General features: G+C 54.4%; 26 protein-coding genes and 1 riboswitch. Of the genes, 19 read left to right on the forward strand and 7 right to left on the reverse strand.

The features are described 5' to 3' along the window. Positions 1 to 16: 16 nt before the first annotated feature. Positions 17 to 1,648, reverse strand: a complete 1,632-nt coding sequence (locus LOK74_RS07355) for a PucR family transcriptional regulator (RefSeq protein ID WP_230045992.1) — start codon at positions 1,646 to 1,648, stop codon at positions 17 to 19. 131 nt (positions 1,649 to 1,779) lie between these two features. Here LOK74_RS07355 and LOK74_RS07360 point away from each other — a divergent pair, with 131 nt between their 5' ends. Both LOK74_RS07360 and LOK74_RS07365 read left to right on the forward strand, forming a co-directional pair. Then, positions 1,780 to 3,285, forward strand: a complete 1,506-nt coding sequence (locus LOK74_RS07360) for a CoA-acylating methylmalonate-semialdehyde dehydrogenase (RefSeq protein ID WP_277613440.1) — start codon at positions 1,780 to 1,782, stop codon at positions 3,283 to 3,285. 42 nt (positions 3,286 to 3,327) lie between these two features. Beyond that, positions 3,328 to 4,695 (forward strand): aspartate aminotransferase family protein, encoded by a 1,368-nt coding sequence (locus LOK74_RS07365; protein ID WP_230045993.1) that lies wholly within the window; start codon positions 3,328 to 3,330, stop codon positions 4,693 to 4,695. A 31-nt stretch (positions 4,696 to 4,726) separates the two neighbouring features. Here the strand turns inward: LOK74_RS07365 and LOK74_RS07370 are convergent, their stop codons facing one another. Then, the gene (locus LOK74_RS07370) at positions 4,727 to 5,161 is read right to left on the reverse strand and encodes a hypothetical protein (protein ID WP_230045994.1); all 435 of its coding nucleotides are present in this window, start codon (positions 5,159 to 5,161) and stop codon (positions 4,727 to 4,729) included. Beyond that, positions 5,158 to 5,721 (reverse strand): hypothetical protein, encoded by a 564-nt coding sequence (locus LOK74_RS07375; RefSeq protein ID WP_230045995.1) that lies wholly within the window; start codon positions 5,719 to 5,721, stop codon positions 5,158 to 5,160. Before LOK74_RS07375 ends, LOK74_RS07370 begins: the two co-directional genes overlap by 4 nt. A gap of 169 nt (positions 5,722 to 5,890) precedes the next feature. Here LOK74_RS07375 and LOK74_RS07380 point away from each other — a divergent pair, with 169 nt between their 5' ends. The 6 genes from LOK74_RS07380 (at position 5,891) to LOK74_RS07405 (ending at position 12,868) form a co-directional block, all read left to right on the forward strand. Continuing rightward, positions 5,891 to 7,258, forward strand: a complete 1,368-nt coding sequence (locus LOK74_RS07380; protein WP_230045996.1) for an NAD(P)-dependent oxidoreductase — start codon at positions 5,891 to 5,893, stop codon at positions 7,256 to 7,258. A 68-nt stretch (positions 7,259 to 7,326) separates the two neighbouring features. Next, positions 7,327 to 8,607: an NAD-dependent dihydropyrimidine dehydrogenase subunit PreA gene (gene preA / locus LOK74_RS07385; RefSeq protein ID WP_230045997.1), complete on the forward strand. Its 1,281-nt coding sequence runs from the start codon at positions 7,327 to 7,329 to the stop codon at positions 8,605 to 8,607. A gap of 106 nt (positions 8,608 to 8,713) precedes the next feature. After that, positions 8,714 to 10,099: a dihydropyrimidinase gene (gene hydA / locus LOK74_RS07390; RefSeq protein ID WP_230045998.1), complete on the forward strand. Its 1,386-nt coding sequence runs from the start codon at positions 8,714 to 8,716 to the stop codon at positions 10,097 to 10,099. A gap of 23 nt (positions 10,100 to 10,122) precedes the next feature. Next, on the forward strand, positions 10,123 to 11,013 hold the full coding sequence (locus LOK74_RS07395; protein ID WP_230045999.1) for a nitrilase-related carbon-nitrogen hydrolase: 891 nt from the start codon (positions 10,123 to 10,125) through the stop codon (positions 11,011 to 11,013). 94 nt (positions 11,014 to 11,107) lie between these two features. Beyond that, positions 11,108 to 11,632, forward strand: a complete 525-nt coding sequence (locus tag LOK74_RS07400; protein WP_230046000.1) for a hypothetical protein — start codon at positions 11,108 to 11,110, stop codon at positions 11,630 to 11,632. 129 nt (positions 11,633 to 11,761) lie between these two features. Beyond that, positions 11,762 to 12,868: an HD-GYP domain-containing protein gene (locus tag LOK74_RS07405; RefSeq protein ID WP_230046001.1), complete on the forward strand. Its 1,107-nt coding sequence runs from the start codon at positions 11,762 to 11,764 to the stop codon at positions 12,866 to 12,868. A 91-nt stretch (positions 12,869 to 12,959) separates the two neighbouring features. Here the strand turns inward: LOK74_RS07405 and LOK74_RS07410 are convergent, their stop codons facing one another. From LOK74_RS07410 to LOK74_RS07420, 3 genes are all read right to left on the reverse strand, one after another. Further along, on the reverse strand, positions 12,960 to 14,450 hold the full coding sequence (locus LOK74_RS07410; RefSeq protein ID WP_230046002.1) for an NCS1 family nucleobase:cation symporter-1: 1,491 nt from the start codon (positions 14,448 to 14,450) through the stop codon (positions 12,960 to 12,962). 161 nt (positions 14,451 to 14,611) lie between these two features. Continuing rightward, on the reverse strand, positions 14,612 to 15,013 hold the full coding sequence (locus tag LOK74_RS07415; RefSeq protein ID WP_230046003.1) for a hypothetical protein: 402 nt from the start codon (positions 15,011 to 15,013) through the stop codon (positions 14,612 to 14,614). A gap of 146 nt (positions 15,014 to 15,159) precedes the next feature. Next, positions 15,160 to 16,920, reverse strand: coding sequence for a UbiD family decarboxylase (locus tag LOK74_RS07420; RefSeq protein ID WP_230046004.1), 1,761 nt, complete (start codon positions 16,918 to 16,920; stop codon positions 15,160 to 15,162). A gap of 278 nt (positions 16,921 to 17,198) precedes the next feature. Between LOK74_RS07420 and LOK74_RS07425 the strand changes: the two genes are divergently transcribed. Next, the gene (locus LOK74_RS07425) at positions 17,199 to 17,639 is read left to right on the forward strand and encodes a VanZ family protein (protein WP_230046005.1); all 441 of its coding nucleotides are present in this window, start codon (positions 17,199 to 17,201) and stop codon (positions 17,637 to 17,639) included. Positions 17,640 to 17,745: 106 nt separating this feature from the next. On the opposite strand, the gene LOK74_RS07430 is transcribed toward LOK74_RS07425, so the two are convergent. Continuing rightward, positions 17,746 to 18,333 (reverse strand): GNAT family N-acetyltransferase, encoded by a 588-nt coding sequence (locus tag LOK74_RS07430; protein WP_230046006.1) that lies wholly within the window; start codon positions 18,331 to 18,333, stop codon positions 17,746 to 17,748. Positions 18,334 to 18,575: 242 nt separating this feature from the next. On the opposite strand from LOK74_RS07430, the gene LOK74_RS07435 reads away from it, so the two are divergent. The 10 genes from LOK74_RS07435 (at position 18,576) to LOK74_RS07480 (ending at position 25,882) form a co-directional block, all read left to right on the forward strand. After that, complete coding sequence (locus LOK74_RS07435) at positions 18,576 to 18,953, forward strand: DUF3054 domain-containing protein (protein WP_230046007.1); 378 nt, start codon at positions 18,576 to 18,578, stop codon at positions 18,951 to 18,953. Positions 18,954 to 19,289: 336 nt separating this feature from the next. Continuing rightward, positions 19,290 to 19,637 carry a hypothetical protein gene (locus tag LOK74_RS07440; protein ID WP_230046008.1) on the forward strand — a complete coding sequence of 116 codons (348 nt, stop codon included), beginning with the start codon at positions 19,290 to 19,292 and terminating at the stop codon, positions 19,635 to 19,637. Between the two features lie 61 nt (positions 19,638 to 19,698). Then, a riboswitch (TPP riboswitch) is annotated at positions 19,699 to 19,809 on the forward strand. Positions 19,810 to 20,058: 249 nt separating this feature from the next. Further along, positions 20,059 to 20,673, forward strand: a complete 615-nt coding sequence (gene thiE / locus LOK74_RS07445) for a thiamine phosphate synthase (protein ID WP_230046009.1) — start codon at positions 20,059 to 20,061, stop codon at positions 20,671 to 20,673. Positions 20,674 to 20,719: 46 nt separating this feature from the next. Further along, positions 20,720 to 20,920 carry a sulfur carrier protein ThiS gene (thiS, locus tag LOK74_RS07450; protein WP_230046010.1) on the forward strand — a complete coding sequence of 67 codons (201 nt, stop codon included), beginning with the start codon at positions 20,720 to 20,722 and terminating at the stop codon, positions 20,918 to 20,920. A 4-nt stretch (positions 20,921 to 20,924) separates the two neighbouring features. Then, positions 20,925 to 21,689: a thiazole synthase gene (locus tag LOK74_RS07455; protein ID WP_230046011.1), complete on the forward strand. Its 765-nt coding sequence runs from the start codon at positions 20,925 to 20,927 to the stop codon at positions 21,687 to 21,689. Position 21,690: 1 nt separating this feature from the next. Beyond that, the gene (gene thiE / locus LOK74_RS07460) at positions 21,691 to 22,371 is read left to right on the forward strand and encodes a thiamine phosphate synthase (RefSeq protein ID WP_230046012.1); all 681 of its coding nucleotides are present in this window, start codon (positions 21,691 to 21,693) and stop codon (positions 22,369 to 22,371) included. Beyond that, positions 22,361 to 23,659 carry an acetylornithine deacetylase gene (locus LOK74_RS07465; RefSeq protein ID WP_230046013.1) on the forward strand — a complete coding sequence of 433 codons (1,299 nt, stop codon included), beginning with the start codon at positions 22,361 to 22,363 and terminating at the stop codon, positions 23,657 to 23,659. The genes thiE (LOK74_RS07460) and LOK74_RS07465 overlap by 11 nt, the downstream gene beginning before the upstream one ends. After that, on the forward strand, positions 23,656 to 24,327 hold the full coding sequence (gene tenA / locus LOK74_RS07470) for a thiaminase II (RefSeq protein WP_230046014.1): 672 nt from the start codon (positions 23,656 to 23,658) through the stop codon (positions 24,325 to 24,327). Before LOK74_RS07465 ends, tenA begins: the two co-directional genes overlap by 4 nt. Further along, positions 24,315 to 25,103: an ABC transporter ATP-binding protein gene (locus LOK74_RS07475; RefSeq protein ID WP_230046015.1), complete on the forward strand. Its 789-nt coding sequence runs from the start codon at positions 24,315 to 24,317 to the stop codon at positions 25,101 to 25,103. Before tenA ends, LOK74_RS07475 begins: the two co-directional genes overlap by 13 nt. After that, complete coding sequence (locus tag LOK74_RS07480) at positions 25,103 to 25,882, forward strand: ABC transporter permease (RefSeq protein WP_230046016.1); 780 nt, start codon at positions 25,103 to 25,105, stop codon at positions 25,880 to 25,882. The genes LOK74_RS07475 and LOK74_RS07480 overlap by 1 nt, the downstream gene beginning before the upstream one ends. The last annotated feature ends 5 nt before the right edge of the window (positions 25,883 to 25,887 follow it).

A 25,887-nucleotide genomic window follows, 5' to 3' on the forward strand; every position in this document is an offset into this window, starting at 1 on the left:
CTGCCGGAGCTTTTTGTTACCCATCTCCCCCCAGTTGTTCGTGAATGCGGAGCGCCATTTCCAGACAAAGCCGGTGCTCCGGTAGCAGATAGGAATCGCCGAGCAGCTCCTTAATCTTCTCCAATCGATGATAGAGCGTCTGGCGGCGGATAAACAGCTTTTCCGCCGCTTCCTGTTTATTTGCATGGTGGTCGAGGAATAGGCGAAGTGTGGTCACCAATTGACTGTTATGCTGCTTGTCGTAGCGAATTAATGGCCCGAGGTAATCGTCGACAAACGACCGCTGCGTGTAGCGGTCCTGTGGAGACAGCAGCAGCCGGAACACCCCCAGATCACTGTAAAATGGACTGCTTGCCCAATTATGGCTGAAGATAGCTTGTTCCGCCTCATGAAAATGACGAGACGCTGTTTCATAGCGGTTGGAGACGCGACTAATTCCCCAAAAGATCGTTTGATCCCCTCCCAGTCCCTTCCGTATGATCTCGTTTACTTCACCGATCGCCTTCTCCATCTTCTCCCTCAGGTTGTCGGCCCTCTCCACCAGCAGCAGCAAATAGAGCCGCTGCCCCCGACTGCGCAGCAGGGGGCGAAAGCCACATCTTTTGAGCAGCACTCGAAAGAGACTGAGCAGATCCGTAAACAATGGGCTGCCGTCCGCCAATACGGCTGGTCGTTCCTGCCCAATCTCCATTATCGCTGCCAGATAGAGGGGCGGGTTTTCCCATGAGTCGATGCCGAGCAGCAGGCGCAGCTGCTCTTCTGACAGCGAACCTCCTTGCAGCAGTTGATCGAGCAGCGCGTCTTGCTTGTCGCGCGTTCGTTCCTCCGCGACCATCTTCCGCAGCAGGATCTGGGCAATGGCAGATGCTGTGTAATCGAGTGTTAGCAACAGGAACTCGTCGGCAGTCCGTTCATACAGGATGATCCCCACGTACGCCAAGACATGCCCCATCGCCGTAATCGGTTGGTAGATAATCGTTTTTTTATCAGATATGGCAAGGAGACCGTCGTTTCTTTGCGACAGACGGCCTGCTGATGCTGACTGCTGCAGCAGTTCCACCAACTCCGTTTGCACGGACTGCGGCATGGCGGGGACAAACAGGGGGGCGCCCTCAAGCGGATAGTACACGGTTTGCATCTGAACGGTTGCCTGCAGGCGCTGCAGGATACGGGTTAGTCCATTTGGCTGCAGGCTTAGCTGCTGCAGATCCCGTGTATAGGCTTCCAGCCTACGCAGCACCTCGGTATGGCGATTGACGATCCGTTCATGCAGGTCAAGCGTGATGTCGACAAACCGCACCGGCTGCTGAAACGCTATCAACGGGAACTGGTGATAATCGGCAAACTCGCACATGTCAGTAGGGATCTGCCGGATGTACTGTCCCAGCTCGATGCACACGCCGACTGCGCCACGCTCCATCACGCCCTGCAGATAGGCAAGCCGCTTCTCCGAATCGCTGCCGAAGCCGACTCCGGTTGAGAGGATCAGTTCGCCGCCGTTTAGAAACACGTGATTCTCGGGCGTTTCCAGGATGTGCACCCAACGAACCGAACGGTGCAGTCCGCCCCTGCCGGCGATCACTACAGCGTGGCGGAATAGCGGACGCTTCAAAGCCTCGGCCACGGTAAGTCTCCAATCTGAATTCATGAGCATTCTTCCTTTTCGTTTGACAGTTTGTCAAAACATTCCCGGCGGGAAGCTGACAGGTCGTCAGATGTTCGAGTGGGAATATTCTGATAAAATACAGTCGTACACCTCTTCATAAAGGAGTGACGATGATGAAGATGACTACCGGACAGGTCTTACAGAACTATATCAACGGAAAGTGGATCGATTCGCACACGGAGCACTATGAAGAGATCCCCAATCCGGCCACTGGTGAACTGCTGTCACGTGTGCCGCTCTCGACGAAGCAGGAGGTAGACGACGCGGTACAAGCGGCACGTGCCGCCTTTCCGATCTGGAGTGAAACACCGGTTGTGGAGCGAGCACGGGTGATGTTCCGCTTTCAGCACCTGCTCGTACAGCATCAGGACGAACTGGCGCGAATGATTACGTTGGAAAACGGTAAAAATCTGCCGGAAGCCCAGGCGGAGTTGCTGCGCGCCATTGAGATGGTGGAGTTTGCCTGTGGCATGCCCACGCTGATGATGGGAGAGACGCTCCCGTCGATCGCAAAAGGGATTGACTCCGAGACCATCCGCATGCCGCTTGGCGTAGTGGCTGGGATTACGCCATTCAACTTCCCGGTAATGGTACCGATGTGGATGTACCCGCTGGCGATTACCGCCGGCAACACATTTGTCCTGAAGCCCTCGGAGCGCACCCCGCTCTCTTGTATCCGCATCAGCGAACTGTTGGAGGAAGCGGGTCTGCCTGCTGGAGTCTTCAATGTCGTCAATGGCGGCCGAGACGTGGTCAACGGACTTTTGGAGCATCCAGAAGTAAAAGCGATCTCGTTCGTCGGTTCTCAGCCGGTTGCCGAGTACGTCTACAAGACGGCGGCAGCCTACGGCAAGCGGGTGCAGGCCCTGGGCGGTGCCAAAAACCATCATCTGGTCATGCCCGACACCGACCTCAGTAGGGCGGCGAAGACGATTGTCAGCTCTGCGTTTGGCTGCGCCGGTGAGCGATGCATGGCGGCAAGTGTGGCCGTCGTTGTAGACTCTGTCGCCGATCAACTGGTTCAATACCTGATCGAAGAGTCGGATGGGCTTAAGATGGGCAATGGGCTGGATGAAGGCGTCGACCTGGGTCCGTTGATTCGGCAGTCCCATCTGGAGCGGGTCCACCGTTACATTGAGCGCGGTATAGAGGAAGGAGCGTCTCTCGTCCGTGATGGCCGACAGGATGCGCTCGCGTATGAGAATGGGTACTATCTCGGACCCACGGTTGTCGATCAGGCAAACCCGGAAATGGTGATCGTTCGCGACGAGATATTTGCCCCTGTGCTCAGTGTCGTACGTGTTAAAGACTTTGAAGAGGGGCTGAAAGTGATCAGCAAATCCCGCTATGGCAACGGTGCCTGCATCTACACCAACAGCGGCAGGCTGGGGCGAGAGTTTGTACAGCGGGTCGAAGCGGGTATGGTTGGCGTTAATGTAGGTGTGCCGGCACCGATGGGATTCTTTCCGTTTTCCGGCTGGAAACAATCGTTCTACGGTGATCTGCATGCCAATGGCAAGGACGGGATCGCTTTTTATACCAAGAAAAAAACAGTCACGACCCGCTGGTTCGATGACGGTGAGGTCTCCATCGGTTCGCAGCAGACGTTTGTCAAATAAACTGTACCATGTTTGGGATACGTGGTGGAAGGGGGAACGGGAATGAGCAAGGATCAAGTCGTGTCCGAATCGCTCAGCAAGGATGCGCTATTGGCGAAAGATCGTGTCCACATGTGGCACCATATGTCACCCTACAATCCCAATCCGATGATCGTGACGGAAGCAAGCGGGGCTTGGGTGACTGATATCGATGGCAACCGTTTTCTTGACGGGATGAGCGGATTATGGTGCGTCAATATCGGATATGGCCGTCAGGAGTTGGCCGAGGCGGCCTACGAGCAGTTGAAGCAGTTGGCGTATTTTCCGCTGACACAGAGCCATGTGCCGGCGATCCGACTGGCGGAGAAGGTGAGTGAGTGGCTCGGGGGCGAGTACCGCGTTTTCTTCTCCAACAGTGGTTCAGAGGCGAACGAGGTGGCTTTCAAGATGGCCCGCCAGTATCATCACCAAAACGGTGAATCGGGCCGCTTCAAGTTTATCTCCCGTCACCGTGCTTACCATGGCAATACGATGGGCGCGCTGGCCGCCACCGGTCAGGCCGTGCGCAAGTACAAGTATGAACCACTGGCGCCAGGCTTCCTCCATGTCTCTCCTCCTTATTGCTACCGCTGTCCGTTCGGCAAGACCTACGGCAGTTGCAGCCTGGAATGCGCCGAGGTGTTTGACGAGGTGATCAACTGGGAGGGGGCGCAGACCGTTGCCGCCGTCATCATGGAACCGACAATTACCGGCGGTGGGGTGATCGTACCGCCGCAGGAGTATCTGAGCAAAGTGAGACAGATCTGTGACAAGTACGGCGTGTTGCTGATCATCGATGAGGTGATCTGTGGGTTTGGCCGCTCTGGCCAAAAGTTCGGCCATCAGAACTTCGGGATCAAACCGGACATTGTGACGATGGCTAAAGGGATCACCAGTGCTTATCTGCCGCTCTCCGCAACAGCAGTACGCAAGGAGGTTGCCGACAAGTTTCTCGATCAAGGCCTGGACCAACACTTCCGCCATGTCAATACCTTTGGAGGCAATCCCGCTGCTTGTGCGCTGGCGCTTCGCAATCTGGAACTGCTGGAAGAGGAGCAGTTGATCCAACGGGCTGAGCAGCTTGGCACGGAACTTCGTCAGAAGCTGGCGGTGCTGGAAGATCACCCCCATGTAGGAGACATCCGCAGCTTTGGGTTCCTCTGCGGGATCGAGATGGTGGAGAACCGCACAACCAAGGAACCGGCTGTTCCAGACAAGGTAACCCGGATCATCGCCGAATGTAAAAAAAGAGGCCTGATCGTTGGCCGCAACGGAGATACCGTACCGGGTTTCAACAATATTCTCACCCTCTCACCGCCATTTGCGACGGCCGACGAAGATTTGGACTTTATCGTTCGGGTCCTGCAGGAGGCGTTCGAGACAATCAAGTAACAAAGCGGGGTGATTCCCGTTACGGATGGGATCACCCCTGCTTTTCATCGGCTTTGTCAGCAGCCTGCTGCGTCAGCTTTTCCTCTTGAAAAGATCGGAGGCCGCGTACAAACAAATCGAGAATCACCTCGTGCTGAGTCTTGCTGGATACGTGGTTTCGGATCTGCTCCAGTTCGGCAGCCAATTCGGAGTCAAGGTGCAGATTGATCGTCTTTCCCTTGCTGCGAGGAAGGATTTCATAGTGAGCTGTTCTCTTTTTTACGATACCGTCGATTACCGCTTCCCGCTTCAACACCCTTTTGTCCGGCAGGTAGATACAGTCGGCTTGCAACCGAATCTGGCTCATCGCTTCGTCAAAGCTAATGCTGAGGGGGCGCTCGTGTCGTTTGTGGTAGTCACGGATTTCCCGGCAGAGATGCTGATGCTCCAGTGTGTTGGGGAGCGTCAGTGTAACGATAGGGGTCATCGCTTTTCCCTGGCGGCTGACAGATGATGCTCGGGAATCTCCCGCACGATCTTGCTGCTCATCTCCACCTGTACGGTGTAGACAAAAAAGAGCTCAGCGGACAGATCAGCGGCGATGACGACAGCCGTTTGTCCTTCTGCGTCCGGAACATAGGCAGAAGAGTCAATCCGTACCCGATCCAGCACTTCATAGCGAGGCTGAAGCAGTCCTTTTTGATAAAGAAAACGATAGACTGCTGGTTTGTGATAGAGAAATCGTTTGTTGCCTCTTTTGCCGCCCAAGCCGGGAAACAACTTTCGTTCCTCCAAAACTTCTCCCAGAAATCCTTCGTCCGCCCACCGTTTAATCGTTGTCATGCTGCATGATTGACCGCAATGCTCTCGTATGAGGGCAAGTATCTCTTTTGACGAGAGGTATTGGGCTCGTGCAGCCAACTGCTGCTCGTATTCCTTCTGTGACTGCTTCAGTCTGGCTAAGTGAACGGTGTCACGCCGGATCCGTTTTTGCAGCTCGACGATCCTCGTCTGCAAATCCTCCATCTCCCACAACCCTCTTTCCATCTCCATCTCACTCCAACCATATGAGCTGGCGGAATCAAACATGAGTGTAAGCGGCGAATTGATTCCGCAAAAAATACCCCTCTGCCGCAATCAAAAATCATAAAACAAGCGAGAAAGACATTTTTATATAGTATAAGCTGAATTTTCTGAAGATAAGGGAGGGGCTGCGATGACATCTCATCAAGCGGGGCACATTCTGGAAGCGGAGCTTCAGCAGAATTTTACGGAAGTGGTGCCCGCATTGCAACCGATGGAGGCGATCGAGGAAGCCAACCGATGTTTGTACTGCTACGACGCCCCCTGTATCAAGGCGTGTCCCACAGGCATCGACATTCCCGCGTTTATCAAAAAGATTGCAAGCGGCAACCTGCTGGGTTCGGCACGCACAATCATGGAAGCCAACCCGGTGGGAGCCAGTTGTGCCCGTGTCTGCCCTACCTCCGAACTATGTGAGGGAGCCTGTGTGCTGAACGGTTCCTCCAAGCCGATCCTGATCGGCTTGCTGCAGCGACATGCCACGGATTGGGCAATCAAACAGAAAAAGCCCCTATTCTCAGCAGCCAGGAAGAACGGACATAAGGTGGCGATCGTCGGAGCGGGACCGGCCGGGCTGTCGGCTGCACGTGAGTTGGCCCGCTGGGGCTATGAGGTGACCGTTTACGAAGCACGTGAGAAAGGAGGCGGGCTCAACACCTATGGCATTGTTTCCTTCCGGCTGCCGCAGGAGATTCCGCTCTGGGAAGTAGAGCAGATTGAGTCACTCGGTGTTCAGATTGTTTACGGTGTGCGGGTTGGTGTTGATGTGGAGACGGAGGAATTGGTCAAGAGCTACGATGCTGTGCTGCTGGCAATCGGACTGGGCTGCGTACCGATGCTGCAGATCGAGGGAGAAGACCTGGTGGGGGTACTGGACGCAATTGAACTGGTGGAAGAGACGAAAACCAAACCGTTGCCCACCCGCTTTAAAGGAAAACGAGTGGTCGTTATCGGCGCTGGCAATACGGCGATTGATGCCGCTACCTGTTCCAAGCGTTTGGGAGCCGAGACCGTGCAGATTCTCTACCGGCGGACAGAGAAGGAGATGACCGCCTATGCATTTGAGTATGAGTTCGCCAAGCAGGACGGCGTGGAGTTCCGCTGGTTGGTCGCTCCCAGACGGATTCTTGGTGAGGCAGGCAAGGTGTCAGGACTGGAGCTGATTCGCATGCAATTGGGCGACCCGGACGAAAAGGGGCGCTGTCGTCCGCTGCCTGTGGAGGGCAGCCAGTTTACGATCGATGTGGACTATGTGATTCGCGCGATCGGTCAGGAAAAGCAACTGTCCGTGATCGAGTCCTTTGGACTGAAGCATCACCATGGCGTAGTTTCGGTTGATGCGGAGGCGTACCAAACCTCCAACCCGAAGGTTTTTGCGGCAGGCGACTGCATCTTCGGAGGCGGTCACACGGATGCCATGGTCGTCGATGCTGCTCAGCAGGGGAAGCGGGCGGCACAATCCATTCATGCCGTGCTGGAAGAGGCGCGACAAGCGGTTTAGCTGACTCGCCGACCGGCGGCAGACAGGTAAGGCGGACAGATCAGGAACGAACAATAGGAGGCGAAACGATGGCTGATTTGCGGATCAATCTGGGTGGAATTGAATCGCCCAACCCGTTTTGGCTGGCATCTGCTCCACCCACCAACTCCGGTTATCAGGTGCAGCGGGCGTTTGAAGCGGGTTGGGGCGGAGCGGTGTGGAAGACGTTGGGGGATCCGATCATCAACACCACTTCCCGCTTTGCGGCCCTCCACCTAGGCAGCCGACGTGTGGTCGGGTTTAACAACATCGAACTCATCACGGATCGACCGCTGGAGGAAAATCTGAAAGAAATCTCGGAAACGAAGAAGCGCTTTCCCAAACATGCGATCATTGCTTCTCTGATGGTGGAGCCGAGACGAGAAAAGTGGCACGAGATCGTCAAAGCGGTGGAAGCGGTTGGCGTCGATGGATTGGAGTTAAACTTCGGCTGTCCGCACGGGATGGCTGAGCGGGGCATGGGCTCGGCAGTGGGTCAGCAGCCGGATCTGGTCAGACAGCAGACGGAGTGGGTAAAGGAAGTAGCCGAGACACCCGTGATCGTCAAACTGACACCGAACATCACCGATATCCGCTACACCGCTCGCGCTGCAAGCCAAGGTGGAGCAGACGCCGTCAGCATGATCAACACGATCAACAGTTTGATGGGTGTTGACCTGGATCGCTGGCTGCCGATCCCCCATGTAGATGGCAAAGGAGCGCACGGCGGGTACTGTGGCCCGGCAGTGAAACCGATCGCGCTTAACATGGTAGCGGAGTGTGCCCGTGATCCACAGGTGGGCATTCCGATCTCCGGCATCGGCGGGATCGGCACCTGGCGGGATGCGGTCGAATTCCTGCTGATGGGAGCGTCTGGGGTGCAGATCTGTACCGCTGCGATGCATCATGGTTTTCGAATCGTTGAAGACATGATCGACGGGTTAAACAACTATCTGGATCAGCGCGGCATTGCTTCGGTGATGGAGATCGTCGGCAAGGCCGTTCACACCTATTCCGATTGGAACAACTTGAATCTCAATTACAAAGTGGTGGCCCGGATTCACGAGGAGACCTGCATCCATTGCAACAAATGTCACATTGCCTGTGAGGACGCTTCTCACCAGTGTATTGATATCGTCCATAACGAACAGACCGGTCGGGAAACGCTGGTTGTTCGTGAAGAAGATTGTGTGGGCTGCAATCTCTGCGCCATCGTTTGTCCGGTTGAGGGAACGATAGAGATGGTGGAAGTCCCGACCAGTTTGCCTCCGCTCAGTTGGAATCAGCGGCAGGCCGCACTTGCCGCCAATGAGGACAGAGAAACGGGCTAAAGGGTACTGCGTTTTTCTTCATACACCGAGATAGTGAGGCATAGCCTTGTACAAACGGAGTGTCTGTACAGATACTGCTGATACAAATCGAGCGGGAGATGAGAAAATGGCAAAGATCATCAGAGGAGGAACAATGGTCACCGCTGCCGATACGTACCAAGCCGATGTGCTGCTGGAAGGGGAGAAAATCGCCGCAATCGGTGAGGGGCTCGACGTCTCTGGAGCAGAGGTGATTGATGCTGCTGGTTGTTACGTTTTTCCGGGAGGTGTGGACCCCCATACGCATCTCGATATGCCGTTTGGCGGCACGGTGACTGCGGACGATTTTGAGACAGGTACACGGGCTGCGGCGTTTGGCGGCACAACGACGATCATCGATTTTTGTCTCAGTACGAAAGGAGAGCCACTGCGTCAGGCGATCGCTGCCTGGCATCAAAAAGCGGCCAACAAGGCGGTCATCGACTACGGATTTCACCTGATGGTCGCCGAAGCGAATGACCAGGTATTGGAGGAGCTTCAAGACGTGGTGCAGACGGAAGGGATCACTTCGCTGAAGGTATTTATGGCCTACAAAAATGTGTTTCAAGCGGATGATGAGACATTGTTTAAGACATTGGTTCGAGCCAGGGAATTGGGTGCTCTCGTACAGGTGCATGCCGAAAATGGAGACGTGATCGACTATCTCACCAGACAAGCGTTGGCTGCAGGCAACACCGATCCGATCTACCATGCGCGGACCCGTCCGCCAGAGGCCGAGGGGGAGGCGACAGGACGGGCGGCCGCACTGGCAGCTCTGGCTGACTCCCAGCTCTACGTCGTTCATGTCACGTGTGCGGAAGCGGTCCAGCAGATCGCCCAGGCACGGGAGAGAGGCTGGAAGGTATACGGAGAAACCTGTCCGCAGTATCTTACTTTGGACATCTCATGTTTGGAGAAGCCCGACTTCGAAGGAGCCAAGTACGTCTGGTCGCCTCCGTTGCGGGATAAGTTCCATCAGGAGGTGCTCTGGAACGCTTTGAAGAGCGGTATCCTGCAAACGGTCGGTTCTGACCAATGCTCTTTTAACTTCCGGGGTCAAAAAGATTTGGGCCGGGGCGATTTCACCAAGATACCGAACGGCGGCCCTGTGATTGAGGACCGCTTTGGCCTTCTCTACTCCGAAGGTGTCCATGCCGGGCGCATCAGTCTGAATCAATTCGTCGACGTCGTCTCAACCAAAGCAGCCAAGCTATTCGGACTGTTCCCGCGGAAAGGCACGATTGCCGTCGGTTCCGATGCCGACATTGTCATCTTTGATCCCGGCATACGACGGACGATTTCCGCTGAGACACATCACATGAATGTGGACTACAATCCGTTTGAGGGAATGGAAGTACAAGGAGAAGTAGTCAGCGTCCTGTCGCGGGGGGAATATGTGGTCCGTGACAAGCAGTTCGTCGGCCATCCTGGTGCCGGGAAGTATCTGAAGCGCGAACCGTTTCAACGTCCATAGGGAGACAGGGGGAGGAATGTCTGATGGCAGACAAGGTAAAGATCGGCCTGATCCAGGCAACGCACGATGTGCACGGGAATGAGCCGGTTCACGTCCACAAGGAGAAAGCGATTGAGAAGCATGTGCGGATGGTGAGGGAAGCAGCGGAAAAGGGGGCGCAAATCATCTGTCTGCAGGAAATCTTCTATGGCCCCTATTTCTGCACCGAGCAGACTACCAAATGGTACGAATCGGCAGAAGAAGTGCCCAATGGTGCTACCACGCGGATGTTTCAGGATCTGGCCAAAGAACTGGGGACAGTGATTGTGCTGCCAGTGTATGAACAGGCCGGGGTCGGCATCTACTACAATACGGCTGCCGTTATCGATGCCGACGGCACGTATCTGGGGAAATACCGAAAACATCACATTCCCCATGTGGCGGCAGGCGGACCAGGATGCGGCTTCTGGGAAAAGTACTATTTTAAACCAGGCAATCTCGGCTACCCCGTGTTTGATACGGCGTTTGCCAAGGTGGGGGTCTACATCTGCTACGACCGGCATTTTCCAGAAGGAGCCCGCCTGTTGGCACTGAACGGAGCAGAGATCGTCTTCAACCCCTCGGCGACGGTCGCTGGATTGTCGGAATACCTGTGGAAACTGGAGCAGCCCGCCCATGCGGTGGCAAACGGCTACTACGTAGCCGCAATCAACCGGGTTGGGATGGAGGCCCCATGGAACATGGGCGAGTTTTACGGACAGTCCTATCTGGTCGATCCACGGGGGCAGATCGTCGCCATCGCCAGCCGTGATCAAGATGAGGTGTTGGTGGCCGAGATGGATAAAAAACGGATCAGAGAAGTTCGCGACCAATGGCAGTTTTTCCGCGACAGGCGTCCGGAGACGTATGAAAACATGGTTCGTCTGCTGCCGTAGAGGGGCAGGAAGCGTGTAGTCCATAGTAGAGAAAAAGGCAGCGCTTGGCAGCTGCCTATTTTTTCATTTTTTTCAGAAAGGAGCATTATGCAGCATGCAAGTTGTAGCCTATCGTGGAGTCGAGTATCAGGAAGCACTTGCTGTGATCGACCGACAGCGATACACGCGAGAGGAGCGGCGATCTTTCCCGTCAGGTGTACAGGCAAAGGCGGTGTTTGGCTCCGGCGTGTATCTGGTCAGCGATCCTCAGGTTGCGGCAGAGTATGCGTTTTGTCATGCAGAGGCTGCTTGGGACAAGGCGGCTGTCTTGAAACAGTGGATACACCTCAACCATCCCATGTACCTGCATGAGCAGTATGATGAAAACGAACTGCGTAAGGAAGCGTTGTACTGGAAATACACCTGCCAAGAGATGGAGACGGTGCGTGCCATTATGGAACCCGATGATTGGTTGAAGTGGACGGGGGAACAAATACGTGAATATTTGCTGGAGCGAGGTTTTGACGGGATCGCCTACCGTGTCCATGACTCGTTCACCTACTACGTCTGCTATCACCAAGATCAACAGATTTACGATATTTCCCTGCTGGCCCTGTTCGATGTACCGTGTTCACGATGACGGATTTTGTGCTGAAGAAATCAAAAAGTCAGTCTTTTTTCCTGGTTTCAGGTTTCAACTCTGCTGCAAGTGGGTAGATATGTAGGAAACGCAAGTTCAAAATAGGAAAAAGGTTGGAGGAAATCCCGGGTGGAGAGAAAACACATCTTTGTTTTCCAACTGAGTTCTCATTTGGGATTGGTGATTTGGATCATTCTCAATCAGTTTCAAACATTTCCTTCTTTCTGGCCACTGTTCTGGACTATGTTGGGAGGATACCTGCCTAGTCTGTTTGCTTTTCAGTTTCTTTCGCGGAAGTACGTACCGTATGTGGTAATCGGCAATGCCATGCTGGTCGTCACCATTACCTACCATTATCTGCTTCCGTATGACTTGTACAGCTTGTTCATTTTTCCGGCAGTGATTTCTTTGATGACCAGTGAAAGAAAGCATTTTTTCTTTGGATTGGCTGCTTCATTTGCCGGTCATCTGCTATCCCATGATGGGGACGGGGCAGAATATGTGATGCAAGTCACTTTGCTCTTTATTGAAGCGTTGATGCTGAGCGTACTAGCAGAACACATCTTTGACACCTCCTCGAAAAAAACCAAAACGTGGGAAGGGATCAAAGCGTTCTCGCTTGCCGTGGAAGCCAAGGATCCCTACACCAACGGACATTCGATTCGTGTCGCCAAGTATGCGGCGATTTTGGCCAGATACCTGCGGGATCAGGAGGTAACGGAGGAAGAGGCGAAGCTCTGCGGATACGTGCACGATATCGGCAAGATCAGAACCCCTGATCACATCTTGACCAAGGAAGGGAAACTGACAGCAGAGGAGTTCGAAATAATCAAAAAGCATTGTGATGACGGATATCATTTTTTGGAAACCTTTGGACTCTCTCCGCTGCTGCTGTCTGGAGTACGCTATCACCACGAACGTTGGGATGGGAAGGGGTATCCACACCGGCTAATAGGAGAAGAAATTCCGCTGATTGCCCGGATCATCGCAGTTGCCGACACATTTGATGCGATTACGACTGCCCGGACTTATAAAAAGCCCAAACCTCCTCAATGGGCGTATGAGGAGATTGTCAATTGCTCTGGAAAACAGTTTGACCCACTGATTGTCAACGTGTTTACCCAATGTTATCCCGAATTTCTAGCCTATTGTCGGGAACAGATGGCCGCAGCCCAAGCAGAAACGCCTGCACCTCACCCTGGAGCCGTTGGGTCTGAGCAAAACGATTCGCCCTAGACCATATGGACTGAATGAAAACCCCCTCCGTATTTGCCTGTATGATCGAAACCGATCACAGGTAATGCGGAGGGGGTTGACGTATGTGACCTTACGAAGCTTTCTTCTTCTGCCCGGAATTAGTTACGGCCCTATACTCTGACTCGCTGAGCGTACTGGAATCAACCCGCATCAACCAGGTGTAGAGGGCTAGTGAAAGAAACAGGCCAAACGTCCAGGCGTTGTCCCAGACAAACGAGAGTCCCGGGATAAACTTGCATGCAGTGGGTACAACGATCCCGATCAGCAAGGCTGCAATTGCTTTTTGATTAAATCCGCCGGAGTAGCTGTACCGGCCATCCGGTTTATACAGTTCTGTCAAATGAATTCGCCGTTTGCGCACCAGCCAGTAGTCGGCGATGGCGATCCCTTCAATCGGCCCCAGCAACGCTCCGTACGTACCCAACCAGCCGAAGATGTAGTTTCCGAAGTTTTCCAACAGGTACCATGGCTGCATCACCAGGGCGACCAGACCGGTGATAATCGCACCCATGCCGTAGGTGATTCGGCGAGGCATGATATTTTCTACCGTACGTGCAGGAGCTACGACGTTGGCTGCGACGTTGGTGGTGAGGGTAGCGAGAATGATGCCGAGCGTACCGAGGAAGATCACAAAAGGGGAAAACTTGGCTAACAGTACAGCGGGATCCCAAATCGCTTCGCCATAGATGACCAGAGTAGCAGAGGCGGTAGCGACCCCAACGAAAGAAAAGAAGCCCATCGCTGCCGGCAGCGCAATCGATTGTCCGACGATCTGCGCTTTGTGACTGCGTGCATAGCGGCAAAAATCGGGGATGTTTAGTGCCAGGGTGGACCAGAAAGCGATCGCCCCGGTCAGAGCAGGAAAGAACACCTGCAAAAACTCACTAGTCGAGGTAAACTTCGATGGTGCCGACAACATCGGCCCCCAGCCGCCCGCAGCTGAGAGGGACCAGGCGAGCAGCGCCAGCCCCATTACAACTAGTGTCGGGGCCGCCCAGAACTCCAACCGACGAATCGCCTCCGGTCCGCGGTACGCGACCCAGACGTTCAACGCCCAGAACAGCAAAAAGGCGATGGCTAGGTGTCCGGGAATATGTTCCCAACCGCTCATCGCTACCAACAACGTGTCGATGGCAGCACCGCCAAACCAACAGTTGATCCCGAACCAGCCTGCACCGATGATCCCCCTGGCAATCGAGGGGATATGGGCTCCTTTGGAACCGAACCAGAGTCGGGCGAATACAGGATAAGGGATGCCGAACTTGGTACCGGCGTGAGAATTGAGGAGAATGGGGATGAGAACGATACAATTCCCTAAAACAATCGTAAAGATCGCCTGCCACCAATTCATGCCCAGTGTGATCAATCCTGCGGCAAGTGAGAATGTCGGCAGACAAATCGACATCCCTACCCACAGGCTGGCGAAGTTGTACGCGGTCCAATTGTGCTCCTCCCTGGTAGTTGGACGCAGTCCCTCATTGTATAAAGGACTGTTTTGAATCTGCTGTTCGCCTGCGCGGGTCAAGGTGACAATACCGCCCTCTTCTGTCTGTGACTTCATATCTACCCCTCCTCTTTCCGAGACACGGGCGTTTGTCTCGGAACCAAATTGGTACATTATATTGAATTTTCGGACATTCATACCTTCATTTTTGGACGCAAAAAAACCCCGGGCTGAACAGAGCCTCGGGGTCAGTCGGCGCGAGCAGTGGTTTCAAGCACTTAATGAGCGGGGATCGACAGGAAGTGCTGATGGGAGAAATGCATCGTCGGCTCATGGACGCCAGATGATGTCCGGCCAACAATGCTCACTTCCACTTCGCCTGCTTCTTTGGCAATGTCGCCCTCGATCGTCACACGGAGGGTATCCCCTGCTTCATATCCGCTGAAGTTGAGCAGATTGCACGTACCCGGCGGAATGGTGATCGCGAGCGGGGAGTTGGGCAGAGGAGCTTCGCATGCGGGTACGCCTCTTGAACTGGGGCAGGTATTTGCGTAGACAGTGACCGATTTCCACTGGCTGGTTGGGTTGGACAGAACCACCAGCAGCGTGATTGGAGGCTCGTTTGTTCCTGGCGTGACGGCAGGGACGACAAAAGGACCAGTGGTGAGCGTTTCCGGCATGTGTCTACCTCCTTTCGCATTTGCGGTCAATCACAACGTATGTTCTGAGTGGCAAAGGGAAACGGCGGTTATCCAAAGATAACATGCAAATAAGCTCTCATGCATATGCACGAGAGCTTTCGTATCCGCGTCTTTTGGAAGAATGTCTAGCCCGGAAAGTATTCTTTCCATCTGTTGCTCACCAAAGCGGCAATATCGTCACGCGTTTCCACTTCAGCCGGATAAAACGGTTTCATCCGGGCATCGATGATCAACGGGCCTTCGTAGCGAATCTTGTTGCGGACGACACTTCCCTTTGCGTACAAATCATGTGCCGGATCGAAGCGGGTAAAGACGGTCCACAGAAAGCTGCTTGGAGAAGCTGCGATGGATGCGTCGTCCACGAGACAGATCAACGGCCATTCCTGCAGGTACTCATTGGCATACGCTAGCAGGCGATCGGCCAACTCCGGCTCCTCTTCAAACGTGGGTCCTGAAACAACCAAGCAGCCGGCACAGAACGGCTCGATTTGTCGTATCTGAGGGATCTCCCCGCCATGGTAGAGAGAGGGAAGCTCCCGGACCGGTTCACCGATGCCAAGCATGATACCCTTGCTGCCGTGGTTGAACTTTCTCCCGGTGTAATCCAGCGTATCATTGGACGTGTCGTTGACAATCAACAGGTCGCGTTCCGGCTGAAAGCGGGCCAGTACGATCTCCAGAAATGATCGAAAATCAGCAAGATCGCATGAAACATCTGTCACGATCAAAAATTTTGTCAATGTCAATTGCCCTTCGCCCATGATCCGGAAGGCGTGAGCCATCGCTTCTTTGTAATAACTCTCCCGCACGATCGCCCCGGCAAGCGCATGAAAACCAGTTTCGCCGTACGTCCAGAGCGCCTTGACCCCTGGCATTACCACGGGAAAAAGCGGGGAGAGCAGACGCTGCAGATACTCACCGATAAAGTAGTCCTCCTGGCGCGGTTTGCCGACGACTGTCGCCGGGTAGATGGCATCTTTGCGGTGCCACATCTGCTTTACTTCAAACACCGGAAAGTCATGCTCCAGGGAGTAGTAACCGAAGTGGTCGCCGAATGGCCCTTCTGGGCGCCGTACATGAGGCGGCACGATCCCGCCAAAGATGAACTCTGCCTCTGCGACTAGCGAGTGGGGATGGTTGGGTACATCGACCATCGGCAGCTTTTCCCCCATCAACAGGGAAGCAAAAATCAGTTCCGGCACCATTTCCGGCAGCGGGGCAATCGCCGAGACAATCAATGCGGGCGGTCCACCAATCGTCAGGGTAACCGGCAGCGGCTGATTCCGCTGCTCCGCCTCGTAGTGATGAAATCCGCCGCCTTTGTGAATCTGCCAGTGCATACCCGTTGTGCGCTTGTCATAGATCTGGATCCGGTACATGCCCAGGTTGTGTTCTTTTGTTTCCGGATGCTCCGTGTAGACGAGCGGGAGAGTGACAAATGGCCCCCCGTCCAGATGCCAACTGGTCAGGGCAGGGAGCTGCTCGAGATCTACATCCGTAGTAGCGATTTGCAGGACTGGTGCTCGGTTGGCGCTTACTTTTCGTGTTCCTGTTTTCAGCACACCGAGCAGCGGGTCCCGAAGCTGCCATAGGGCACCGATGCGTGGCGGCAGCAGCTTGTCCAAACTGTGAACCAGCTGCTCAATAATCAGTTCCGGCTTTGGCCCAAAGGCCATGTCTACCCGGCGAGGGGTGCCGAACATATTGGTCACAACGGGATACGATTTGCCTTTCACATTGGTAAAAAGCAGGGCGGGTCCCTGTTCGTCAATCACACGGCGGTGGATCTCGGCTAACTCTAGATAGGGATCAACCGGGGCGGATACTTCCACCAGTTCTCCTTCGCGTCTCAGTTGGTCCAGGAAAGAGCGTAAGTTCATATGCATCAACGTGTCACCTCATCACGATCTGTTCTTCCTTACTCTACACTAAGCCAGTCTCTCGTACCAGTCTTTGCAGGACAGAATAAGAGAAAGGTAACCTGATCCGTTGTAACTTCGTCCTTTTACATAGGAGCTGTTATAAAAATTGTTGAAAGGATGATTGAGTGGTTACGATACCCTTTGCTCTCATTTGTTCCGTTGTCCTTGTTTTGTTCGTGTTGGACAGAAGGCGAAGACAGCGAAAAACCGGCAGATCGTTTCGCTTAATAAGAGAAATCGGGATGAGTCTATTCCTTTTTTATTTGCTGGCTGTCATTTATCTGGTGTTCGAGCCATTTCATTTTGTGCTGCCTGGATCTCATGCCAGTTCGGTCAGTTTGCTGCCGTTTGACGAGATAACGGCACAGATCAGACGCAACTTTCATCTGGCACTGTTTTATCTTGGGGGCAATGTGCTGCTGTTTGTGCCATTCGGTTTTTTGATACCGCTGCTTTTGCCGGACAGACGGACTTTCCTGCGTGTAACGGCAGATGGCTTTCTCTGTTCACTAGGGATCGAACTGTCTCAGTACCTGTTTACGTTTAGCAGGAGTGCAGATGTAGATGATGTGATCTTCAACACCATAGGAACCGCCATGGGATACGTCTTTTATCGGTTGTTGGCAACGTGGGGAAGGAAGCGCAGGTCTGTTCGGAAGCTGCTGGCGCGGGTGGCTGGGTAAGCGGAGTAAGAAAAAAAACCGGCGTTGCCAAACCGGTTTTGGAACGGTGGTTATGATAGCATGCAAGATCCGTTGCTTGCGCTAAGGCAGCAGTATGCGGCTCTGCTTATCTGGCCAACATGTCACGCAGTTTGCGGTCAACCTCAGGCCACTCCGTGTCAATGACACTAAAGTATACCGTATCTCTCACGTATCCGTCGGGCAGAATGATGTGCTTGCGCAGAACACCTTCCCGGACACCACCGATCCGAGCGATGGCCCGCTGCGAGTTCAGATTGCGGGCATCAGTCTTCAGCGACACCCGGACACAGCCTAATTCTTCAAAACAATGCCGCAGCAGCAGCCACTTGCATTCGGTATTGATCGAGGTTTTCCAATAAGCGGGAGTAAGCCAGGTCCAGCCGATCTCAAGGCCTCTATCCTTGTGAGCGATATTGCCAAAGCGTGTGCTGCCGATGGCTTTACCCGATTGCAAATCGATTATCGCAAACGGCAATTCCGTTCCTTTTTCCACTGCCGCAAGTGCGGCGGATAGGTATCGGTCCAGATCGCTCCGTGACTCTATGCGGGTTGACATGTAAGTCCAGATCCGCTCATCCAAAGCGGCCTCCAACAAATCATCAGCATGATGCAGACCAAGTGGTTCCAATCGGACATGACTCCCTATCAGCGTGACGGGTTGGATGGTTAACATGATGATCTCCTCATTTCTTTACCAAGGTTATTATCAGGGTCGGATCAACGAAGTTGACTCTATCTAATAATGAACGGAGTATCAAGTCAAGGGTAAATGTAGAGGATTCGTGAACAAGCATCCCTCGGGGAGGATTTGGGGCGGAGCACTCAGAAGTAGATAACGAAACGTCAACACACCAAATGAGAAAGCATCCGCCTGTAAATGCGGCTGCGAATACGCTCTAATGTGGAGGGACATGGATGGGAAAAACAATCGTTGTCATTCTGGGCGATTTGCTAGCCTTTCTGCTATTTGCCTACATCGGCAAAGCTTCACACGCTCATCAGATCACCCTGCTCGGCATCGTGGAGACAGCCGCACCCTTCTTTCTATCCTGGCTGTTTGTCGGCTGGCTGTTGAAGGTGTTTCAGCCGGCAGCCTACCAATCGGTAGCGATCGCAGCTAAAAAAACGCTGATGGTCTGGCTGTTTGCCGGTATTGCCGGATTGGCTCTGCGTTCGATTCTGCTGCTGCATATCCCCGATTGGCCGTTTATGGTGATCACCATGGTTACCATTGCCATCTTCCTGTTGGTTTGGCGCACAGTCTTTGCCTGGGCGGTGCATCGTTCACGGTAATCGATCCCTTGCGGCGGGTTACCTTTTTCCTTGTCACATGCTGTGACCTCGATCTGCTGCATACTCCTTGCAAGCCCCGGCAACGCTACAAAAAAACAGGAGGTGAACGGAGTGTCCAGCAAAAAAACAACAGCAAGGATTTGGGGAAACATCGCGGGAAAACCCTCGACAAGAACGATCAAAACCGGAACATCCGCAATGGCAACGGGGAGCATTTTGGCAAATAAGAAACAAATAGAACCGCGTTGACAACCGTTCCGACGACATGAGGCATTCCGCTTTTTGCGCAATCGTGCTATACTGGCGGGGACACATCCGGAAATGGAGGAGCTGCCGTTGTCACAACACCCACAGCAGCCAAAGCAGATTGTGATGTCAACACAAGCCTTTCTGATCCTTTGTCGACTGTTCGATTCGTGCTACGACCAGTGGAAGGAAAACGAGGATTTGGAGTGGCTGGTTGAATCGATTGCCGGATCGCTTCTGCCCGTTGTCAGCGGCCTGCAGGAACTAAAGGCACCTCCGGCACGAGTCTCCATCCAGTTGACGATGCCGCAGATGTACTTCCTGCAGAAACACGTGGACGCCATCTACCGACAGATGCAGCAGAATACAGATCAACCCGCGGGTTCCAGAGAGTTGCTGGAAGAATGTCTACGCGTCTTGACTCCCGTGGAGGTATAGCGCAAGTATTTACATCCCGGCGGCTGCATGGTAATGTAGTAAGCGAAAAGAAAATTTCATAGATCTACCAAACGGGAGCCGAGCAAGGTCGGCTGAGAGTGTAACACCGGCGTTACTAACCGTGGAACCTGACCTGGGTCATGCCAGCGGAGGAAGAGGTACGATTGCGACTGCTTAGGAGTTGAAGCGGCAGATCAGACTGTTTGCCTATTCTGATCTCGTGTCAACTTGCGCTGTCAACGTGCAACCATCCGATTGGCGGATGGTTTTTTGCTGTTGCAAGCACCATCCGCAATGGATGGCAATGCCGGATGGGCGGAGTGCTAGTTGCTGTTTTAGGGAGAAAGCCTCTTTTGACGAATCGGCCTGTGTGCCAGGTTCGCAAACGAGGCTTTTTTGATTTCTCGGTGAGGGGGGAGCGATGGAACGATCACTTCATTTGATAACCAGCGGGCAGCAAACACTGGAGGAAACACTGCGGGTGGCAGAGGCAGCCGCCAGAGGAGGAGTTGACTACTTGCACATACGGGAAAAACACCGTACGGCGCGTGAACTTCTGGAATGGGTAGAGCAGCTCAGTCGGGTATTTCGACGGGAGCAGTTGATCGTCAACGACCGGATAGACGTTGCCATGGCGTCATCCTGCGGGGGGGCGCATCTCGCCTATCATAGTCTGCCGCCTCAGTTGGCCCGACCGCTTCTTCCCGCCGATTGTCTGCTCGGCCAATCGGTTCATTCGCTGTCTGAGGCAGAACAGGCGGAGCGGGGGGGTGTATCGTACGTCCTGTATGGACACGTGTATGAAAGTGGATCAAAGCCTGGCCTGGCACCTCGTGGTACGGAGGAGCTTCGGCAGATCGCCGCGAGACTGCAGATTCCGCTGATTGCGATTGGCGGGATTACACCAAAACATGTACCTGAGTTGCTGGCGGCTGGGTGTGGCGGGATAGCCGTACTATCCGGAATCACCACGGCTGACGATCCGGAAGCGGCGGCCCGTACATACCGCCAGGCGTTGGACAGTCCGCTCACATGAGCACGAGCGGAGGAAGCCGGAGACGCTAGAGGGAGGAGGAGAGTCGATGCACATCAGGCTAAATGGTGAAATCGTCCAACTGGAGAAGATCACCACCGTCAGTGGTCTGCTTGCTCATTACAGCCTAGAGCAGAAGATCCTGGTTGTGGAACGGAACGGTCAAATCGTGGATCGCTCCGCCTATGAACAGACGCCGATTAAGGACGGCGATAATATCGAAATCGTACATTTCGTCGGAGGGGGATGACAGTATGTTAAAAATCGGACCGTATTCATTTCGTTCCCGGCTGCTGTTGGGGACGGGGAAGTTTTCCGATTTGGAGACTCAGAGCAAGGCAGTTGATGCGTCAGAAGCGGAGATTCTTACCTTCGCCGTACGTCGGCTGAATCTGAACAACGCAGATCAGCCTAACTTTTTGGAACAATTGGACTTGAAGAAATATGCGCTGCTGCCCAATACAGCCGGGGCCTACACGGTGGAAGAAGCGGTGCGGATTGCCCGTCTGTCCAAAGCATCCGGTCTTTGCGACATGATCAAGGTAGAGGTCTTGGGCGATTCCCGTACTCTGCTGCCGGACCCGTTCGGCACACTGGAAGCGTCGCGTATTTTGGTGGAAGAAGGTTTTGTCGTTTTAACCTACACAAATGATGATCCCATTCTGGCCAAACGTCTGCAGGAAGTAGGAGTGCACGCTGTAATGCCTGGCGCCTCCCCGATTGGCTCTGGGCAAGGCATCATCAATGAAAACAACCTACGCTTCATCATTGAGGAAGCGAAAGTTCCCGTGATCATCGACGCTGGTATTGGTTCGCCTGCCGATGCAGCTAAAGCGATGGAGTTAGGTGCCGATGGCGTGCTGCTAAATACGGCAGTAGCGTTGGCAGACGATCCGGTGCTGATGGCGGAAGCGATGAAACTGGCTGTGGAAGCAGGGCGTAAAGGATTTCTTGCTGGCCGAATTCCCAAAAAGCGTTATGCTTCTGCATCCAGTCCGGCAGAAGGGATGATTGAGTGAGATGGCAGCAGCCAGTCGCACAGCAAGCGAAAAGCTGAAGGATTGTCTGCGGGTCTACCTGGTGATCGGCAGTCAGGATTGCGGATACTCGGCAGAGCGGGTGGTCCAGATCGTCGGGGATGCGCTTGCTGGGGGCGTGCGTGCGGTCCAGTTTCGGGACAAGAACAGCCGTCTGACACGTGCCGAACAGTTGGCTCTGGCTGGCCGGCTCCAGATGCTTTGCCGCGAGCATGGTGCCCTGTTTTTCATCAATGACGATGTTTCCCTGGCCATTCAGCTTCGATCGGACGGTGTCCATGTCGGACAGGATGACATGACGCTTGCCGAAGTGCGCCAACTGGTCCCAGTCGGGATGATCGTAGGCGTTTCAGCCGGTACCCCTGAGGAGGCACTGGCAGCCAAACAAGGAGGGGCGGACTACATCGGGGTGGGAGCGATGTATCATACCGGTTCTAAAGTGGATGCCGGAGAACCGATCGGGCCCGAGGGACTTGCTGAGATTCGCGCGGCTGTCGGCGATGACTGCATGATTGTCGGGATCGGTGGCATTCAGCTGGCCAATGCAGCGGCTGTGCTCGAAGCAGGAGCGGACGGATTGGCCCTGATCTCTGCGATCACAGGTGCAGACTCCCCCCGCGATGCAGCGACCAGCCTAAGGAGGTTGTACCATCATGACCCATGATAACAAAGTGGAGCGGGTGGTCCAATCGATCGCAGAACGGAGCGAAGAACTGTTTGCTCTGCTGGCAGAAGCAATCTCTTTTCCCACTGTCAGCCCTCCGGCACGCAATACGGATCCTGCCCAATCCTGGCTTGCCAGCCGTCTGCAGGAATGTGGCTTTTCCATTGATCGCTGGTCCGTTTACCCCGGTGATGACAACGTAGTCGGCTTGCTTCGAGGGGCTGATCCCGACAAGTACAACAGTGTAATCGTGAATGGTCATATGGACGTTGCTGAGGTAGGCGATGATTCCGGTTGGCGGTACTCCCCGTTCTCGCTGACCGAGGCTGGGGACGGTCGCTGGTATGGGCGAGGGACCGCCGATATGAAGGGCGGCCTGGTTGCCAGCTTGTTTGCGATTCGCCTGCTGCGGGAAGTCGGGCTGGAACTAAAAGGAGATCTGATCTTCCAATCCGTGATTGGAGAAGAAGCGGGTGAAGCGGGTACCCTCTCAGCACTGGAGCGAGGCTATACCGCTGATTTTGCCGTCGTCGCCGACACCAGTCAGCTGCGTCTGCAGGGACAGGGAGGCGTGATCACTGGCTGGATCACGGTGGAAAGCCCTACCACCCTGCACGATGGGATGCGCTCACGGATCATTCACGCCGGAGGCCGCGTACACGGTGCCAGCGCCATTGAGAAGATGGCAAAAATCATCACGTCGCTGCAGGAACTGGAACGCCATTGGGCAGTGATGAAGCAGTACCCCGGGTTTCCACCCGGCATCAACACGATCAATCCCGCTGTCATCGAAGGCGGGCGTCATGCCGCTTTTATCGCTGACAAGTGCGCTCTCTGGATCACCGTCCATTTTTATCCCGATGAGAACTATGAACAGGTGACAAGGGAGATTGAGCAGCATGTTCTGGCGGTCGCCAAGGCTGATCCGTGGCTGAAGGATCATCCGCCGTCCTTTCGCTGGGGCGGACGTTCGATGATTGAGGAGAGAGGTGAGATTTTTCCCGCTCTCGCGATTGATCCCGATCATCCGGCAATGCAGCGGTTAACCAGTGCCTATGAGCGGCAGTGCGGCATGCAGCCAGTAGTGGAGATGTCGCCTTCGGTGACAGATGCCGGTTGGTTTGGGCATATGGGCATTCCCGCCGTTATCTTCGGGCCGGGAGAATTGGCCCATGCCCATGCTGTCGACGAATCGGTCGATCCGCAGGAACTGATCGCTTTCGCCCAGATTATGGCCCGCTTTCTCGCTGACTGGTGCAACACCCCAAAGAAGGAGCGAACAGAATGAACAGATTTTCCGAACGATTGTACCAAAAGGTGCAGCCGATCTGGGAGCGGACGCATCAGCACCCGTTCGTCACAGGTCTTGGCGATGGCACTCTGCCAAAAGATTCGTTCATCTTTTACATGAAACAGGATTACGTCTTTCTGATTGACTACGCCAAGCTGTTTGGGATCGCCAGCGCCAAGGCGTATGATCTGACCACCGGTGCCCGCTTTGCCGCGCTGCAGGAGGCGACGCTAAACGAAGAGATGGCGTTGCACCGGGGGTATGCCGAAAGGCTGGGGATCAGCCGGGAGGCATTGGAATCGACAGAACCCTCGTTCGTCATGCTGGCCTACACCAGTTACATGTTGAAAGTGGCCTATCAAGGATCGCTTGCTGAACTGATCAGCGCGCTGCTGCCATGCATGTGGAGCTACGCGGAGATCGGCAAGCGGTTGGCAGCCAAGCCTGGTGCCGCCGACCATCCGCTATACGGAGAGTGGATCAAGATGTACAGCTCTCCGGAGTTTGGCGAATTGTCCGAATGGTTGATCGAGCTGTTGGATGAACTGACTGAAGGAAGCAGCGAACAGGTGCTGTCCCGTCTGGAACAGCATTTTCTGACCACTTCGCGGATGGAGTATCAGTTCTGGGAGATGGCCTACCGAAAGGAACTATGGCCTTGCTGAACAAGTTGTCATTTCACGAGGTCAGCTTCACCTACGGGGCTGAGCCGATCGTGGAACGGCTCAGTTTTTCGGTGGAGCAGGGAGAGTTTGTCAGCCTGATTGGTCCGAGCGGCGTAGGCAAAAGTACACTGTTTCGGCTGGCTAGCGGGTTGGTTGAGCCGACAGCTGGGACGATTCTGCTGGATGGCGAGCAGCGACTCACACGGCTCGGCCAGGTGGGGTATATGCCGCAAAAAGACTTGTTGATGCCCTGGCGGACGATCACCGAGAACGCGATGCTGCCACTGGAACTCCGCTCCGTGCCAAAGGGAGTGGCTCGGGCGAAGGTGGAGGAACAGCTGCCGTTGTTCGGTTTGTCCGGCTACGCCGATGCTTATCCCGATCAACTCTCCGGCGGCATGAGACAGCGCGTCTCCTTGTTGCGTGCCACGCTTACGGGAGCAGACCTGTTGTTGCTGGACGAACCATTTAGCGCATTGGACGGAATCACGCGGATGGAAATGCAGGAGTGGCTTTTGACGATGTGGCAGGAGCTGTCGCTGACGATCGTGATGATTACGCACGATATTGAAGAGGCCTTGGTGCTGTCGGATAGGGTTATCCTGCTGCGGGAAAAACCAATCCGGGAGATCGTGGAAGTGAATCCGCCACTGCCGCGAGAGCGAGAGCGGCTGGCGCGGCGACATGATCCGCAGATTGGCGCTGTCAGGCAGGAGATATGGGAATTGCTGCAAAGCCAAAAACAGCTGGCGAGGGTACAAGGGAGGTTCGCCTGATGGGAGAATCGGGACGGATGACGGCAGTCTGGTTTGCCATTTCGGTAAGCATCCTGGTTCTCGGCTGGGAAGCGATTTGTCGGCTGTTGGCGATTCCGCCGTTTATTCTGCCGCCGCCGAGTGCTGTGGCTTTGACCTTGTGGGAACTGAGAGATTTGCTGTTCGGTCATCATTTGTGGACGACACTGCGTGAAGTGATGCTCGGCTTGACCGCCTCGATCCTATTCGGTATGACACTCGCTCTGGCGATGAATTTCTGGCGCCCGGTGGAGCGGATCGTCTACCCGTACATTGTCATCTCCCAGACGATACCGATCATTGCGCTCTCGCCCATCTTCATCTTGTGGTTTGGCTACAGCTTGTCTGGAAAAATCGCGATCACTGTACTTTTTACCTTTTTTCCGATCGTGGTGGGTGCATACGACGGGTTGCGTACGGCTGACCGGGAGATGATCGACCTGTTGAGGACGATGGGGGCCAACCGCTGGCAGATCTTTTACAAACTGCAGATTCCCTCAGCCCTTCCCTCTTTCTTTAGCGGGTTGAAAGTGGCAGCGACATACAGTGTGGCGGGAGCGACGATTGGGGAGTGGCTGGGGGCAAGCGAAGGATTGGGTTACTTTGGCAGACGGGCTTCCGGCAACTTTCAGGCACCAGCACTGTTTGCCTCCGTTTTGCTGCTTTCCGCCATCGGGATTTTGCTCTTCCGATTGACCGCTTCCGTCGAACGGCGTGTCTTGCAAAAGAGCAGAAAGATTAAACAAACTAAACAGGGATAGGAGTT

The organism is Brevibacillus humidisoli (assembly GCF_020923435.1).
In the GTDB taxonomy this organism is placed as follows: domain Bacteria; phylum Bacillota; class Bacilli; order Brevibacillales; family Brevibacillaceae; genus Brevibacillus_E; species Brevibacillus_E humidisoli.

Bases quoted from the DNA above. Each gene is read 5' to 3' on its own strand.
- LOK74_RS07355 (WP_230045992.1), bottom strand. From the start codon at position 1,648: ATGAATTCAGATTGGAGACTTACCGTGGCCGAGGCTTTGAAGCGTCCG.
- LOK74_RS07360 (WP_277613440.1), top strand. From the start codon at position 1,780: ATGAAGATGACTACCGGACAGGTCTTACAGAACTATATCAACGGAAAG.
- LOK74_RS07365 (WP_230045993.1), top strand. From the start codon at position 3,328: ATGAGCAAGGATCAAGTCGTGTCCGAATCGCTCAGCAAGGATGCGCTA.
- LOK74_RS07370 (WP_230045994.1), bottom strand. From the start codon at position 5,161: ATGACCCCTATCGTTACACTGACGCTCCCCAACACACTGGAGCATCAG.
- LOK74_RS07375 (WP_230045995.1), bottom strand. From the start codon at position 5,721: ATGGAAAGAGGGTTGTGGGAGATGGAGGATTTGCAGACGAGGATCGTC.
- LOK74_RS07380 (WP_230045996.1), top strand. From the start codon at position 5,891: ATGACATCTCATCAAGCGGGGCACATTCTGGAAGCGGAGCTTCAGCAG.
- preA (WP_230045997.1), top strand. From the start codon at position 7,327: ATGGCTGATTTGCGGATCAATCTGGGTGGAATTGAATCGCCCAACCCG.
- hydA (WP_230045998.1), top strand. From the start codon at position 8,714: ATGGCAAAGATCATCAGAGGAGGAACAATGGTCACCGCTGCCGATACG.
- LOK74_RS07395 (WP_230045999.1), top strand. From the start codon at position 10,123: ATGGCAGACAAGGTAAAGATCGGCCTGATCCAGGCAACGCACGATGTG.
- LOK74_RS07400 (WP_230046000.1), top strand. From the start codon at position 11,108: ATGCAAGTTGTAGCCTATCGTGGAGTCGAGTATCAGGAAGCACTTGCT.
- LOK74_RS07410 (WP_230046002.1), bottom strand. From the start codon at position 14,450: ATGAAGTCACAGACAGAAGAGGGCGGTATTGTCACCTTGACCCGCGCA.
- LOK74_RS07415 (WP_230046003.1), bottom strand. From the start codon at position 15,013: ATGCCGGAAACGCTCACCACTGGTCCTTTTGTCGTCCCTGCCGTCACG.
- LOK74_RS07420 (WP_230046004.1), bottom strand. From the start codon at position 16,920: ATGCATATGAACTTACGCTCTTTCCTGGACCAACTGAGACGCGAAGGA.
- LOK74_RS07425 (WP_230046005.1), top strand. From the start codon at position 17,199: ATGAGTCTATTCCTTTTTTATTTGCTGGCTGTCATTTATCTGGTGTTC.
- LOK74_RS07430 (WP_230046006.1), bottom strand. From the start codon at position 18,333: ATGTTAACCATCCAACCCGTCACGCTGATAGGGAGTCATGTCCGATTG.
- LOK74_RS07435 (WP_230046007.1), top strand. From the start codon at position 18,576: ATGGGAAAAACAATCGTTGTCATTCTGGGCGATTTGCTAGCCTTTCTG.
- thiE (WP_230046009.1), top strand. From the start codon at position 20,059: ATGGAACGATCACTTCATTTGATAACCAGCGGGCAGCAAACACTGGAG.
- thiS (WP_230046010.1), top strand. From the start codon at position 20,720: ATGCACATCAGGCTAAATGGTGAAATCGTCCAACTGGAGAAGATCACC.
- LOK74_RS07455 (WP_230046011.1), top strand. From the start codon at position 20,925: ATGTTAAAAATCGGACCGTATTCATTTCGTTCCCGGCTGCTGTTGGGG.
- thiE (WP_230046012.1), top strand. From the start codon at position 21,691: ATGGCAGCAGCCAGTCGCACAGCAAGCGAAAAGCTGAAGGATTGTCTG.
- LOK74_RS07465 (WP_230046013.1), top strand. From the start codon at position 22,361: ATGACCCATGATAACAAAGTGGAGCGGGTGGTCCAATCGATCGCAGAA.
- tenA (WP_230046014.1), top strand. From the start codon at position 23,656: ATGAACAGATTTTCCGAACGATTGTACCAAAAGGTGCAGCCGATCTGG.
- LOK74_RS07475 (WP_230046015.1), top strand. From the start codon at position 24,315: ATGGCCTTGCTGAACAAGTTGTCATTTCACGAGGTCAGCTTCACCTAC.
- LOK74_RS07480 (WP_230046016.1), top strand. From the start codon at position 25,103: ATGGGAGAATCGGGACGGATGACGGCAGTCTGGTTTGCCATTTCGGTA.